At 75.2% G+C, this 14,704-nt stretch carries 9 protein-coding genes; 6 read left to right on the top strand and 3 right to left on the bottom strand.

Going from position 1 to position 14,704, the window contains the following annotated elements:
- Window positions 1-208 precede the first annotated feature (208 nt).
- Entirely contained in the window at window positions 209-967 is a 759-nt protein-coding gene (locus ACFWXO_RS39945; protein WP_380530828.1) for a DUF6426 family protein, read from the bottom strand.
- A gap of 180 nt (window positions 968-1,147) precedes the next feature.
- Window positions 1,148-4,243 carry an AAA family ATPase gene (locus tag ACFWXO_RS39940; RefSeq protein WP_380530825.1) on the bottom strand — a complete coding sequence of 1,032 codons (3,096 nt, stop codon included), beginning with the start codon at window positions 4,241-4,243 and terminating at the stop codon, window positions 1,148-1,150.
- 230 nt (window positions 4,244-4,473) lie between these two features.
- Between ACFWXO_RS39940 and ACFWXO_RS39935 the strand changes: the two genes are divergently transcribed.
- The 3 genes from ACFWXO_RS39935 to ACFWXO_RS39925 all read left to right on the top strand — a co-directional run bounded on the left by ACFWXO_RS39935 (window position 4,474) and on the right by ACFWXO_RS39925 (window position 10,084).
- A complete protein-coding gene (locus ACFWXO_RS39935; RefSeq protein ID WP_380530823.1) occupies window positions 4,474-7,380 on the top strand; it encodes a LuxR C-terminal-related transcriptional regulator in 2,907 nt (968 codons plus the stop codon).
- A 285-nt stretch (window positions 7,381-7,665) separates the two neighbouring features.
- A complete protein-coding gene (gene gcl, locus ACFWXO_RS39930) occupies window positions 7,666-9,447 on the top strand; it encodes a glyoxylate carboligase (RefSeq protein ID WP_380530820.1) in 1,782 nt (593 codons plus the stop codon).
- A gap of 148 nt (window positions 9,448-9,595) precedes the next feature.
- Window positions 9,596-10,084, top strand: coding sequence for a glutathione peroxidase (locus tag ACFWXO_RS39925; RefSeq protein WP_380530817.1), 489 nt, complete (start codon window positions 9,596-9,598; stop codon window positions 10,082-10,084).
- A gap of 46 nt (window positions 10,085-10,130) precedes the next feature.
- Here the strand turns inward: ACFWXO_RS39925 and ACFWXO_RS39920 are convergent, their stop codons facing one another.
- Window positions 10,131-11,066, bottom strand: coding sequence for a LysR family transcriptional regulator (locus ACFWXO_RS39920; protein ID WP_380530814.1), 936 nt, complete (start codon window positions 11,064-11,066; stop codon window positions 10,131-10,133).
- A 96-nt stretch (window positions 11,067-11,162) separates the two neighbouring features.
- Between ACFWXO_RS39920 and ACFWXO_RS39915 the strand changes: the two genes are divergently transcribed.
- From ACFWXO_RS39915 to ACFWXO_RS39905, 3 genes are read left to right on the top strand one after another with little or no spacing between them, the layout of a single operon-like run.
- On the top strand, window positions 11,163-11,867 hold the full coding sequence (locus ACFWXO_RS39915; RefSeq protein WP_380530811.1) for a succinate dehydrogenase cytochrome b subunit: 705 nt from the start codon (window positions 11,163-11,165) through the stop codon (window positions 11,865-11,867).
- Between the two features lie 11 nt (window positions 11,868-11,878).
- Window positions 11,879-13,825, top strand: a complete 1,947-nt coding sequence (locus ACFWXO_RS39910; protein ID WP_380530830.1) for a fumarate reductase/succinate dehydrogenase flavoprotein subunit — start codon at window positions 11,879-11,881, stop codon at window positions 13,823-13,825.
- Window positions 13,822-14,559, top strand: coding sequence for a succinate dehydrogenase/fumarate reductase iron-sulfur subunit (locus tag ACFWXO_RS39905; RefSeq protein WP_380408316.1), 738 nt, complete (start codon window positions 13,822-13,824; stop codon window positions 14,557-14,559). The genes ACFWXO_RS39910 and ACFWXO_RS39905 overlap by 4 nt, the downstream gene beginning before the upstream one ends.
- Window positions 14,560-14,704 lie beyond the last annotated feature (145 nt).

Below are 14,704 nucleotides of genomic sequence, written 5' to 3'. Positions count from 1 at the left end.
TTGTTTATCCCCCCCGGCGGGGGCGGGGTTCCACGGGGGGGGCGCGCGGGGGCGCGGGGCGCGGCCGGGGCGCGCCCCCGCGGGGGGGCCCCGGGGGGGGGGGGGGCCCGCGGGGGGCACCACCTCGGCGTCCAGCGGCGGCACGACGGGGACGACCCGCCGTACCGCCGGACCGGAGGAGTGGAAGGACATCAGGACGGGACCGGCCTCAGCAGGAGCGTCCGGTCGCGATGCCGGTCGGGGCCGTGACGTTCACGTACTCGACGTCGTACGCGCGGCCGTTCCAGGTGGTGATCTGGTAGGTGACGGTCTGGTACTCGACGTAGAGCGCCCAGGTGTCACCCGGGTTGAGCGTGATGTCGATGGACTGGCTGCGGGTGAGGTTCGTGTTGAGCTTGGTCCCGAGGGCGGCCGTGAGCACGTCGCCGGCCTTCGCCGTGAGGTTCGCGCTGGTCTCGAAGTTGATGGTGTAGCCGATGGTCTCGGCGTGCTTCTCCGGGATCTTGCTGCCGTTGCGGTAGCAGTTCTGGCGCTGCTCCCAGGTCTTGCCCGACGACCAGACCCGGGCGTTGTTCCCGCTGTCGCCGCCGCTCCCGCCGCCGCCCCAGCTCATCGGGGGGATGTTCGGGTCGGCCGGGGTGGGCGGCCGGGTGGCCCTGCCGTCGACCTCGACCCTGGGCAGGGTGGTCGGACCGGTCACGACGACCGGCGGCTCGCTGACGTTGGTGCCGGGGACGATGACGGTCTCCTCGCCGCCACCACCACCGCCACCGCCGTAGCCGCCGCCCGGGTCGCCGGGGAAGCCCGGGTCCGGGTCGCCCGGTTCGGGCGTGGGGTCGTCGTCGCACGTGGAGGTGTGGTCGTCGGCACAGGAGGCGTACGCCGTGAACGGGGTGACGACCGCCGGCACCGTGGTGAGGACGGTGGCGCCGAGTGCGGCGGCCATGGCCATGTTTCTGAGCTTCACTTCTGCTCCGGGAAGGGGATGGTGGGAACTCCGGGGACGGGACGGGTGATCGGCGTCCGGGGTGTGCCGAGCCGCGCGGGAGGCGGCTCGGCGCGCCCGTTCCGGCGACCGGCGTCCAGTCTTCGCGCCGGCGGCCACCACAGCATTGGGGAAACCCCTACGACCGGCCGACCCGCGCGCTCAGCGGGAGCCCGCGGGTTGGTTCCCCGGCGCGCCCGCGGGGGAGAGCGCGGCGGCCAAGGCGATCCTGGACCGCACTCCGGCCCGGCGGAAGATCCGGGTGAGGTGGGCCTCGACCGTCTTCGGCGACACCGCCAGGGCGCGGCCGATGTCGTTGTTGGACAGGCCGAGGGCCACCATCCGGGCGATCTCCCGCTCCCGCTCCGACAGCGCCGCCGGCGCCGTCCCCGCAGCCCGGGCCGGACGCGGCCGGCGCGCGCCCAGCCGCCGCTGGAGGTCCACCGCCTCCCGGTGGAGGCGGCGCGCCCCCGAGCCCTCGGCGAGCGCCTTGGCCCGGTTCGCCTGCTCCAGCCCGGCCGCCTGCTCGCGCGGTCCACGGGTGGTGAGTTCCGCGGCGAGCAGCAGCCGGGCCCGGCACTCCATCGGGACCAGCCCGCCGGCCCGGAACGCCGCGACCGCCTCCCCCAGCGCGCCGACCGGATCCGGCACGGCGTAGGACCGGGCCAGCGCGGCGTACCCGCGCTGGCCCGGCAGGCCCGGCAGCAGCACGTCGCAGGACGCCCGGTCCGCCCACCCGCCGGCCTGGTCGCGGTCGCCCAGGGCCGCGGCGGCCCGGGCCGCGTGGGCGTACCAGATCGAGCTGGCCGGCCGGGCCCCGCCGTGGTGCCGCGCGTGTCCCACCGCCGACCGGATCAGCTCCAGGCCCTCCCCGGGCCGTCCCTGCTCCAGCCGGACCTCGGCGAGGATCCCGGCGGTGGCCGTCCAGAACCGGCCGCCCGCGCCGCCGAGTTCCCGCACGGCCCGCTCCGCCGTCGGCGCGGCGGCGTCCGGACCGTCCCGCAGGATGGTGGCCCAGGCCTGGAGGGCGAGCGCGAAGCCGAGCAGGGCCGGCCGGTCCATCCGCCGGGCGTCCCGCTCGGCGTCCCCGGCCGACCGCAGGGCATCGGTCAGCCGTCCGACGCCGACGGCGGCGTAGGCGTGCGCCAACCGCAGGTGCGGCAGCACGACCAGCTGCCCAGCCGTCCGGGCGAGCCGGATCCCGCGCGCCGTGTGCCGGAGCGCGTCCTGGTGCCGCTCGGCGAGCGCCTCGGACCAGCCGAGTTGGGCGAGGGTGTCCAGGAGCGGGACCAGTTCGGCGTCGCCCGTCGAGTCCACCAGGGCGCCGGCCTCCCCCGCGCGGCGCAGCAGCGCGGGGACGTCCCCGGCCAGGGCGCCGCAGTGGGCGAGGCGGACGGTGGCGGCCGTCCGGAGCCGGCGGTCCCGGACGTCCACCGCGTGCCGGAGCAGCTCCTCGGCCAGGGGCCGGGCGCGGTGGTGGGCGTTGCGCAGCAGCGCGACCGTGCACAGCTCCAACCGCAGCGGGCCGGCCGGCCCGGTGGCAGAGGCGGTGCCGGCCCGGGCCGCGCTCGTGGTGTCGGCCCTGGTCGTCTCGACGGCCCCGGCCCCGGCCCCGGCCCCGGCTCCGGCTCCGGCTCCGGCCGTACCGACCTCGGGCCCCGCCGTCAGGGCGAGTTCGGCAGTCAGGAGGGCCTCCGCCCGGCCGTACTCGCCGAGATGGCGCTCGATCATGGCGTGGAAGAGCACCAGCTCGGTGTCCGCCCGGGTGCGCGGCGCGCCGGGCGGCCGGGCGATCCGTCGCAGCAGGTCCCGGCACTCACGCAGCCGCCCGGCGGCTCCGAGGGCGCGGGCCAGGGCTGCCGTCAGCCGCGGCCGAAGCCCCGCGCCGTCCTCCCGCACCAGGCCCAGCGCCGTGCCCAACCAGGCCGCGGCGGCGCCCGGTTCGGTGTCCCGCACCTGCTCCGCCGCCGCCGCGAGCAGCTGGATCGCGGCGAGGTCGCCCGGTTCGGCGCCGCGGGCGAGGTGGGGTGCGCACCGCGCCGGGTCGGCGCCCGCCTCCCGCAGGACGCGGGCGGCGCGGGCGTGCGCGGCCCGGCGCCAGCCGTGCGGCGCCTCGCGGTAGACGACGGCGCGCAGCACCGGGTGCCTCAGTCGGCAGCGCCGCCCCTCGGTGTGGTCGACGCGGACCAGGTCCAGGCCGATCAGCCGGTCGAGGGCCAGGGCGGTTGACTCCCTTTCACCGGTGGCTGGTTGGGGAGGTTCGCCGGGGCCGGCCGGGCCGGTCGTGGCTGCGGGTGCGGCCAGCTCGGTGAGGTGCGCGGGGTCGAAGTCCTCGCCCAGCACGGCGGCGGCCCGGAGGACGGCGCGCTCCACGTCGTCCAGCGGGGCGAGTTCACGGGCCAGTGCGGCGCCCGCCACGGCGACCGCCTCGTCGGACAGCAGCCACGGGGTGACTCCGCCGGGCGGCCGCAGCGGCCCCGGTGACCGGGCCAGCACCCGGAGGTAGAACGGGTTGCCGTCGGCGGCCTCGTGGCGGGAGCGCCGCCGTTCGGCGTCGGTGCCGGGACCGGGCGGTCCGGCGGCCGGGGTGTGCGGCAGCGGGCCCGGCCGCAGCCGCTCCACCCGGTAGGCGTCGTCGGGCTCGGCGAGGCCCGCGGTCAGCGCGGCGGGGCGTTGGCGGGGGCGCAGCGAGCAGACCAGGATCAACGGCACCCGCGGGCGGGGGCGGTGCAGCAGGTGGGCGAGGAGGTGGACGGAGGCGTCGTCGGCCCAGTGCAGGTCGTCCAGACAGAGGGTGAGCCGCCGGCCGGCGTCGGCCGCCGTCCACAGCAGGTCGGCGATGCACCGGCGCAGCTGCGGTCGTCCCGGATCCGCCGTCGACTCCGGCCGTTCACCGTCGGGTTCATCGGCCGCGAGGCCGGTCAGCAGGGCCAGGTCCGCCGGGTCGAGGGCGGCGGCGACGCCGGGCAGTTCCAGGGCGCGGGCGACCGGTGCGCGGAAGAGCCCGTACGGCCGCTCCCGATCGGCTGCCGGCACCCGGCCCGCCAGCACGGTCAGTCCGGCCCGCTCGGCCAGGGCGCGCCATTCGGTCAGCAGCCGGGTCTTGCCGATGCCCGGCTCCCCGGCGATCTCCAGCAGCCAGGGTCCGGCGTGGGTCCGGGTGGTGAGGACGCCCCGCAGCCGGGCGACCTCCCGTTCCCGGTCGTTCAGGGGCTCTTCCGCAACGGACGGCCGTGTCCGGTCCAGGGGCGTGCCCATGGGTCCCTCCCTCTCCACGGGTGGTAGCAGCGGGGCACAGCCTGCTCGAACGCGGATCCGGAATCGTCAGGGGAAGCACGTAATCTCTGTACGTATCTCCCGCGCCGCCGGTGTCGGGGCGCTCGCGTGCTGTCCCCGGCCGCGCCGGCCCGGTCGCGTCCGGCGGTCGCCGGGCCGGGCTGCGGCCTCCCGGTGGCATCGACGTCGAAGTGGGCATGGTGGGTCAGAACGTGAGTGGGCCGGGCGCTTCGGAGCGGGACGGTTCGCGGGCCGGCGGCCCGGGCGGGCGGCGGGCGGCGCACCCGGAGGCGGGGCCGGTACCGGGCGCCGGGGCGCGCCTGGTCGGGCGGGAGGCCGAACTCGCCCTGCTCGCCGGGGCATTGGAGGAACTGCTGCACGGCCAGGGACGGGTGGTGGAGATCTCCGGGGAGCCGGGCAGCGGCAAGTCCCGCCTGGCCGGGGCGCTGGTGGAGCTGGCCTCGCGGCGCGGCCTCCCGGTGGTCCGGGCCCACGCCCTGCGCGGGGAGACGGCTCCGCTGCGGCTCTTCCGGGACGCCTGGACCGCCCGGCCGGCCGACAGCGGGAGCGACCGCCCGTTCGAGGACGTCGGCAACCGGCTCGCGGACTGGGCGGCGGGGTACGTCGTGGTCCTGGACGACGTCCACCGGTGCGATCCAGCCTCGGCCGCGGCGCTGGTCCGGCTGGTGCGGTCCGCGGCGCCCGCCCCGTTCCTGCTGGCCCTCGCCCACCGCCCCGGGCAGAGCCCGCCCGAGCTCCGGGAGGCGCTGGAGGCCGGGACCCGGACGGGAGCGGTCACCCGGATCGAACCCGGCCCGCTCACCCCCGAGGCGGTGGCCGCGCTGCTCGCCGACCGGCCCGCCACGGCCGGTCCCGGAGCACGCGAGCGGCTCCGACTCCCGCACCACGCGGCCGGGTTGTGCGCGGCGGCCGAGGGCAACCCCGGCCACCTGCAGTTGCTCCTCGCCGCGGACTGGCACCCCGACCACTGGCCCGACCGGGCCGGCACCGACACCGCCGGACTGCTCCGGGCCGCGGCACCGCTGATCGCCGAGTTCGACGCGCTGTCGCCCGGGGCCGTGCTCACGGCCTCGGCCGCGGCCGTGGCCGGCAGCCCGTTCCGGCCGGAGGACGTCGCCCGGCTCTCCCGGCTCGGAACGGAGCAGACCCTGGACGCGCTCGCCGAACTGGAGGACGCGGACCTGGTGCGCCCCGCCGACTGGCGGGGCCGGCTGGCCTTCCGCCACCCCGTCGTCGGCCATGTCGCCCACGAGCGGGCCGGGGCGTCGTTCCGGCTGCGCGCCCACCGGCGCGCCCTGGAGCTCAGCACCGGCCGGGGCGGCCGGGCCCGCGACCGGGCCAGGCACGCCGAGCACCTGCTGGGCAGCGACGCCGCTCTCGCCGCGCGCACCCTGGCGGACGGCGCCGCGGAACTCGCCGCCGAGGAGCCGGCCACCGCCGCGCACTGGCTCCGGCTCGCGCTGGAGGCGCTGCCCGACGCCGGGGCGGACCCGGCCGTCCGGGCCGAGCTGGAACTCGCCTGCTGCCGCGCGCTGATCGCCTCCGGCCAGCTGGAGGAGGCCCGCACCCGGGCGCACGAGCTGCTGGGCCGCCGGGCCGGGACGCTCGACCCGCGACAGCTGCTCCGGGCGCACGCCGTCTGCGCCGGCGCCGAACGCCAACTCGGCCGGTACGCCGAGGCGTCGGCGATCGCCGAGGCCGCGCTCGGCGCCCTCCCCCGGCCGCTGCCCGCCCCGCTGCCGGCCGAAGCCGCCGAGCTGGTCATCGAGTACGGGCTGGTCAACGTCCTGCGCGGCACCCACGACCAGGCACGGGCGCTGCTGCGGCAGGCCACCCGGACCCGGGCCGAACCCGACGGCACCCACGAGGCGGACCGCACCGTGCTCCGGGTCCTCGACGCGCTCTGCGTCACCCACACCGGCGACCTGGGGGAGGCCGTCGCCGGGGTCGCCCACTGCGCCCGGCTGGTCGACGCCCTCCCGGACCCACTGGCCGGCCGGACACCGGAGACCCTCGCCCTGCTCGGCAGCGCCGAGCTGTACCTGGAACGGTTCACCGACGCGGCCCGCCACCTCAGCCGGGGGCTGACGGCCGACCGCAGGGGCCCCCGCCGGCCGGTCCTGCTGCACCGGCTCCTCGGACTCGCCATGGCCGAGCAGTGGACCGGCCGGTTGGACGCCTCCCAGCAGCACGCCCGGGACGCCGAGGACCTCGCCCACGCCCTCGGGGTGCGGCCCGCCGTCGCGCTGGCCCGGGCGATCCGCGCCACGGCCCTGGTCTGGGCCCGCGGCCGCGGGTACGCCGACGACGCCGTCGCCCTGGCCGAGGAGGCGGCCGGCTCCGCCCCGCCCGGCCACAGCTGGTGGGCCGCCTCGGCGATCGGCCTGCTGGCCCACGCCCGGCTGCTCGCCGGGGATCCGGCCGGGTGCCGGCGGACCGTGCTGGACGGCGGCGACGGCGGACGGCTGCCGCAGGTCCGGCCGTTCTCCCGGCCGTTCCTGCTCGCCCAGCTGTCCACCGCCGCGCTGGAGTGCGGGGACCGCGCGGAGGCCGGGCGCCTGGTCCGGACCGCCGAGGCGGAGGCCGGGCGGCTCGGCCTGCCCGTCCAGGAGGCCCACGCCCGGTACGCGCGGGCCCGGCTCCACCAGGCGGACGGGGAGCACGACGCCGCCGCCGCGCTCTTCGGCCGGGCCGCGGAGGCGTTCCGGACCGCCGGCCTGCCCGTGCAGTACGCCTGGACCCTGGCGACCGGCGCCCGCTCCTTCCACCAGGCGCACGGCCCGGCGGAGGCGCTGGTCCGCCTCGACGCCGCCGAGGCGGTCGCCCGTGCCCGTGGCGCGCGGCTGGTCGGGGAACGGGTGGCCCTGGTCCGTGCCGAGCTGGCCGCGGACGCCCGTACCGCCCACCCGCTCGGCGTGCTCAGCGACCGCGAGCGGGAGATCGCCGAACTGGCCGCCTCCGGGCTGCGCACCCGGGAGATCGCCGAGCGGTTCTTCCTCAGCCCCCGCACGGTGGAGACCCACCTGTCCCGGATCTACCGCAAGCTCGGCGTCCCGTCCCGGCTGGCCCTGTCGGAACTCCTGCGCCGGCTCGGGTAGGGCCGGCCTCGCGCCCGCCGGGCCGGCGCCGTTCCTTCACCGGCACTGCACGCCGGCTGCGCGATCCGGCGCGGAGCCTCCGCTTCCCCGGGCACACCAGCGCGAGAGCTGTGCACTCGTCCGAACGACTCCCCCGTGTCGACTTCCACATTCTGTTGAAGTCCCCTTGACGCCCCGCCGGGCCCGACCCTACCGTGTTTCCACATACAGAAACCGTTCTTCCGTATGGTGGAATTCAGGAGATGAGCCCTCCGAGCCACTGCGGGCCGACGCAGGAGAGACCCGATGCCTCGTATGACAGCCGCCCGCGCGGCCGTGGAGATCCTCAAGCTCGAAGGCGTCGACGTCGCCTTCGGTGTCCCGGGTGCCGCCATCAACCCCTTCTACGCCGCCCTCAAGGCCTCCGGCGGGATCAGGCACACCCTGGCCCGGCACGTCGAGGGCGCCTCGCACATGGCCGAGGGCTACACCCGTGCCAAGGCCGGCAACATCGGCGTGTGCATCGGCACCTCGGGCCCGGCCGGCACCGACATGATCACCGGCCTGTACTCGGCGATCGCCGACTCCATCCCGATCCTGTGCATCACCGGCCAGGCCCCGGTCGCCCGCCTCCACAAGGAGGACTTCCAGGCCGTCGACATCGCCTCGATCGCCAAGCCGGTCACCAAGGCCGCCACCACCGTCCTGGAGGCCGCGCAGGTCCCCGGCGTGTTCCAGCAGGCCTTCCACCTGATGCGCTCCGGCCGCCCCGGCCCGGTCCTGATCGACCTGCCGATCGACGTCCAGCTGACCGAGATCGACTTCGACCCGGAGGCCTACCAGCCGCTGCCGGTCTACAAGCCGGCCGCCAACCGGATCCAGATCGAGAAGGCCATCGCGCTGCTCCAGGAGTCCGAGCGCCCGCTGATCGTGGCCGGCGGCGGCGTCATCAACGCCGACGCGGCCGACCTGCTGCTGGAGTTCGCCGAGCTGACCGGCGTCCCGGTCGTCCCGACCCTGATGGGCTGGGGCATCGTCCCGGACGACCACGAGCTGAACGCCGGCATGGTCGGCCTGCAGACCTCGCACCGCTACGGCAACGAGAACTTCCTCGCCTCCGACTTCGTCCTCGGCATCGGCAACCGCTGGGCCAACCGCCACACCGGCGGCCTGGACGTCTACACCGCGGGCCGCAAGTTCGTCCACGTCGACGTCGAGCCCACCCAGATCGGCAAGATCTTCGCCCCCACCCTCGGCATCGCCTCCGACGCCAAGGCCGCGCTGGAGCTGTTCGTCCAGGTCGCCAAGGAGCTCAAGGCCGCCGGCACCCTCAAGGACCGCAGCACCTGGGCCGCCTCCACCCAGGAGCGCAAGGCCCAGCTCCAGCGCCGCACCCACTTCGACAACGTGCCGCTCAAGCCGCAGCGCGTCTACGAGGAGATGAACCGGGCCTTCGGACCGGAGACCCGCTACGTCACCACCATCGGCCTGTCCCAGATCGCCGGCGCGCAGATGCTGCACGTCTACAAGCCGCGGCACTGGATCAACTGCGGCCAGGCCGGGCCGCTGGGCTGGACCATCCCGGCCGCGCTGGGCGTCGCCACCGCCGACCCCGAGGGCCAGATCGTCGCGCTCTCCGGCGACTACGACTTCCAGTTCATGGTCGAGGAGCTGGCGGTCGGCGCCCAGCACCGGATCCCGTACGTCCACGTCCTGGTGAACAACTCCTACCTCGGCCTGATCCGCCAGGCGCAGCGGGGCTTCGACATCGACTTCCAGGTCAAGCTGGAGTTCGAGAACATCAACGCGCCGGAGCTGGGCGTCTACGGCGTCGACCACGTCAAGGTCGCCGAGGGCCTGGGCTGCAAGGCGATCCGGGTCACCGAGCCGGAGGGCCTGCTGCCGGCCTTCGAGGAGGCCAAGAAGCTGGCCGCCGAGTTCCGCGTCCCGGTCGTGGTCGAGGCGATCCTGGAGCGGGTCACCAACATCTCGATGTCCGCCGCCGACATCGACAAGGTCAACGAGTTCGAGGAGCTGGCCACGCTCCCCGAGCACGCGCCGACCGCGATCAAGCCGCTGGCGCTCTGAGAACACCGCCCGGCGGGGGCGTACGAGCCGCTCCGTACGCCCCTGCCAGGCGGAACACCGGCGGGGCCGGCGCGGTTGAGCTGTCCGGGGCCGCTAGCGTGTGCCCGGGCGAGACCCCCGCTGCCGATCTGCCGAAAGGACCACCACCGTGAGCCTGTACGACATCCCGCTGCACACCCTGTCCGGCGAGCCCGCCTCGCTGGGCGACTTCAAGGGCAAGGCGCTGCTGATCGTCAACGTCGCGTCCAAGTGCGGGCTGACCCCGCAGTACACCGGCCTGGAGAACCTCCAGAAGCGGTACGCCGAGCGCGGGTTCACCGTGCTGGGCTTCCCGTGCAACCAGTTCGCCGGGCAGGAGCCGGGCAGCGCCGAGTCCATCCAGAGCTTCTGCTCCACCACCTACGGCGTGACCTTCCCGCTGTTCGAGAAGATCGACGTCAACGGCGACGACCGGCACCCGCTCTACCAGCAGCTGACCCAGGTCGCCGACGCCGAGGGCGCGGCCGGTGACGTCAGCTGGAACTTCGAGAAGTTCCTGATCTCGCCGGACGGCACCGTGGCCGCCCGGATCCGGCCGCGGACCGAGCCGGAGTCGGCCGAGCTGATCGCCGCGATCGAGGCCGTGCTGCCGGCCTGACGCCGCCCGTCCAGGACAAGGGCCGCCTCCGGGCGGCCCTTTCCCTTTACAGCAACAGCCTTGTTCCGGGCGGGAGTTCGCCCGCCCGGGCGGCCTCGCGCAGGTGCTCCAGCAGGGTGGCGCGCAGGGCCTCGGCGGCCCGGGTGAGCGGCACCTCGTGGCCGTGCGCGACGGCGATGGTGCGGCCCAGCCCCGGCCCCGCGAAGGGTGTGACGGCCAGCCCCGAGCGGGCCGCCACCATCCCGGGCACCACGGCGGGCCCCAGCCCGGCCCGGACGAAGCCCAGCACCGCGTCCATCTCGCCGCCCTCGACCGCGAACTCCGGCTCGAAGCCCGCCGCCCGGCAGGCCGCCAGGGCCGCCTCCCGCACGTCGTAGCCCTCCCGGAACATCACCAGCGGCCGCCCGTCCAGCTCGGCCACCCGCACGGTGCGCCGGGGGCGCCGCCCGCCGCCCGGCGGCTCGGCCGAGACCAGCACCAGCGCCTCGTGCAGCAGCTCGGTGACGGCCAGGGCGGGCGCCGCCTCCCCGCTGGTCGGGGTGATGATCAGCGCGAGGTCCAGCTCCCCCGCCGCCAGCCAGCGCACCAGGTCGCGCGAGCCGCCCTCGCGCACCCCGAGCGCGACGCCCGGGTAGCGGTCCCGGAACACCCGCAGCACGTCCGGCACCAGGCTGGTGCACAGGCTCGGCGGCGCGCCCAGCCGGACCCGGCCGCGGCGCAGCTGCACCGTCTCCTGGACGGCCAGCCGCGCGCTCTCGGTGTCCGCGAGGATCCGGCGCGCGAGCGGCAGCAGGGCGTCCCCGGCGTCGGTGAGGGCGATGTTGCCCCGGGTGCGGTGGAACAGTTCGGCCCCCAACTCCCGTTCCAGCGAACGGATCTGCTGGGAGAGCGAGGGCTGGGCGACGTGCTCGGCCTCGGCGGCCCGGGTGAAGTGCCGGGTCTCGGCGACGGCCAGGAAGTAGCGGAGTTGCTGGAGCTGCACACCACCAGGTTAAGCCGCGACGATAGGCCCTGGCTATCGTCACCAGCCGCAGCATGTCTTGGACGCACCCTGGCCGCCGTCCCTACCGTTGCTGCCATGACAACCGCGACTCGGACGGCCCGGCATCCGTCCACCCTGGTGACCCTGTGGCGGTCGACCGTCGGCAAGAAGGCGGTCATGGCCGTCACCGGACTGGCGATGCTGCTGTACCTGGTCGCGCACATGCTGGGCAACCTCAAGGTCTTCTTCGGCCCCGACGACATCAACGGCTACGCGGCCTGGCTGCGCACCATCGGCCAGCCCTTCCTCGGCCACGAGTGGTTCCTGTGGATCGCCCGGGCCGGCCTGGTCGCCGCCGTCGTCCTGCACGGCGTCTCCGCGTACCAGCTCAGCCGCCGGGACCTCGCCGCCCGCCCGAGCAAGTACGTGCACCGGCGCCGCCGGGCCAGCTACGCGACCCGCACCATGCGCTGGGGCGGGGTGATCCTCGGGCTGTTCATCGTGTGGCACATCCTGGACCTCACCACCCTCACCGTGAACCCGGTCGCCGAGCACGGCCACGTCTACCAGAACGTCGTGGGCACCTTCGGCCGCTGGTACAGCGACGTGTTCTACATCCTCGCGGTGGTGGCCCTGGGCTTCCACATCCGCCACGGCTTCTGGAGCGCCGCGCAGACCCTCGGCGCCAACAACGCCCGCCGCGACAAGGCGCTCAAGCTGACGGCCGACGGCCTCGCGCTGGTGCTGACCGCGGGCTTCCTGTCCGTCCCCCTCGCCGTGATGTTCGGAGTGGTGAAGTGAGCAGCGCCGACGTGAACAGCTACCTGGACTACGCGATCGGCGCGCCGGTCGCCGACACCAAGGCCCCCGCCGGACCGATCGAACAGCGCTGGGACCAGCGGCGGTTCGACGCCAAGCTGGTCAACCCGGCGAACCGGCGCAAGCACACCGTGATCGTGGTCGGCACCGGCCTGGCCGGCGGCGCGGCCGGCGCCACCCTCGCCGAACAGGGCTACCACGTCGTCCAGTTCTGCTTCCAGGACTCCCCGCGCCGCGCCCACTCGATCGCCGCCCAGGGCGGCATCAACGCGGCCAAGAACTACCGCAACGACGGCGACTCCGTCCGCCGGCTGTTCTACGACACCGTCAAGGGCGGCGACTTCCGCGCCCGCGAGTCCAACGTGCACCGGCTCGCCCAGGTGTCCGTGGAGATCATCGACCAGTGCGTGGCCCAGGGCGTGCCCTTCGCCCGCGAGTACGGCGGCCTGCTGGACACCCGCTCCTTCGGCGGCGTGCAGGTCTCCCGCACCTTCTACGCCCGCGGCCAGACCGGCCAGCAACTGCTGCTCGGCGCCTACCAGGCGCTCTCCCGGCAGATCGCCGCCGGGAACGTGGAACTCCACCCGCGCACCGAGATGCTGGACCTGCTGGTGGTCGACGGCCGGGCCCGCGGCATCGTCGCCCGGGACCTGGTCACCGGGGAGATCCGCTCCTACACCGCGGACGCGGTCGTCCTCGCCACCGGCGGCTACGGCAACGTCTTCTACCTCTCCACCAACGCCAAGAACTCCAACACCACCGCCATCTGGCGGGCCCACCGGCGCGGCGCCTACTTCGCCAACCCGTGCTTCACCCAGATCCACCCCACCTGCATCCCGCGCTCCGGCGACCACCAGTCCAAGCTCACCCTGATGAGCGAGTCGCTGCGCAACGACGGCCGGATCTGGGTGCCCAAGGCCGCCGGGGACACCCGTCCGCCCGGGCAGATCCCGGAGGAGGAGCGGGACTACTACCTGGAGCGGATCTACCCCTCCTTCGGCAACCTGGTGCCCCGCGACATCGCCTCCCGGGCCGCCAAGAACGTCTGCGACGAGGGCCGCGGCGTCGGCCCCGGCGGCCAGGGCGTGTACCTGGACTTCGCCGACGCGATCCGCCGGATGGGCCGGGAGGCCGTCGAGGCCAAGTACGGCAACCTCTTCGACATGTACGAGCGGATCACCGCCGAGGACCCGTACCGGGTGCCGATGCGGATCTACCCGGCGATCCACTACACGATGGGCGGGCTCTGGGTCGACTACGACCTGCAGACCAGCGTCCCGGGCCTGTTCGCGATCGGCGAGGCCAACTTCTCCGACCACGGCGCCAACCGACTCGGCGCCAGCGCGCTGATGCAGGGCCTGGCCGACGGCTACTTCGTGCTGCCGCCCACCCTCAACGACTACCTGGCCCGCAACCCGGTGGCCCCCGTCCCCGCCGACCACCCGGTGCTCACCGAGGTCGAGGCGGAGGTCGAGGACCGGCTCAACCTGATCCTCTCCGTCGACGGCGACCGCACCCCGGACTCCTTCCACCGCGAGCTCGGCGAACTGCTCTGGGACGAGTGCGGGATGGCCCGCGACGAGGCCGGGCTCAAGCGCGCCCTGGCCCGGATCCCGCAGCTGCGCGAGGAGTTCTGGCGCCGGATCAAGGTGCCCGGCACCGGCCAGGAGCTCAACCAGTCCCTGGAGAAGGCCAACCGGCTGGTCGACTACTTCGAACTCGCCGAACTCATGTGCCTGGACGCGCTGCACCGCGCCGAGTCCTGCGGCGGCCACTTCCGCACCGAGAGCCAGACCCCCGACGGCGAGGCCGCCCGCCGCGACGAGGACTTCACCTACGCCGCCGCCTGGGAGTTCACCGCCACCGGCGAGGCCCCCGTCCTCCACCGCGAGCACCTCGACTTCGAACACGTCCACCCCACCCAGCGGAGTTACGCATGAACCTCACCCTGCGCATCTGGCGCCAGGCGGGCCCGGACGCACCCGGCTCGATGACCACCTACCAGGTCAGCGGCATCAGCCCGGACATGTCCTTCCTGGAGATGCTCGACACCCTCAACGAGGAACTCATCACCCGCGGCGACCAGCCGGTCGCCTTCGACCACGACTGCCGCGAGGGCATCTGCGGGGCCTGCGGCATGGTCATCAACGGCCAGGCGCACGGCCCCGAGCGCACCACCACCTGCCAGTTGCACATGCGGCACTTCCGGGACGGCGACACCATCGACGTCGAACCGTGGCGGGCCTCGGCCTTCCCGGTGGTCAAGGACCTCGTGGTGGACCGCTCCGCCTTCGACCGGATCATCGGCTCCGGCGGCTACATCACCGCCCCCACCGGCAGCGCCCCCGACGCGCACGCCACGCCCGTCCCCAAGGAGGCCGCCGACACCGCCTTCGAGCACGCCGAGTGCATCGGCTGCGGCGCCTGCGTGGCGGCCTGCCCGAACGGCTCGGCGATGCTGTTCACCTCCGCCAAGGTGGTGCACCTCAACGTGCTGCCGCAGGGCGGGCCGGAGCGCTCCGCCCGGGTGCGCAACATGGTCACGGCGATGGACGCCGAGGGCTTCGGCGGCTGCACCAACACCGGCGAGTGCGCCACCGCCTGCCCCAAGGGCATCCCGCTGCCCAGCATCGCGGCGATGAACCGGGAGTTCCTGCGGGCCGCCCGCGGCTGACGCCCCTCGCCTCGACTCCCCTCGGCTCGCCTCGGCTCCCCCAAGACGGTCGGGGCCCCGCGCGGGGGGGGCTGCCGGGGGGCCCCGCGGTTGGGCCGGGGGGGGGGGGGGGGTGGGCGGGCCCCGCCCCCGGGGTGGTGCGCCC

The organism is Kitasatospora sp. NPDC059088 (assembly GCF_042738155.1).
In the GTDB taxonomy this organism is placed as follows: Bacteria; Actinomycetota; Actinomycetes; order Streptomycetales; family Streptomycetaceae; genus Kitasatospora.
This window is presented reverse-complemented; position numbering and strand designations above follow the sequence as displayed.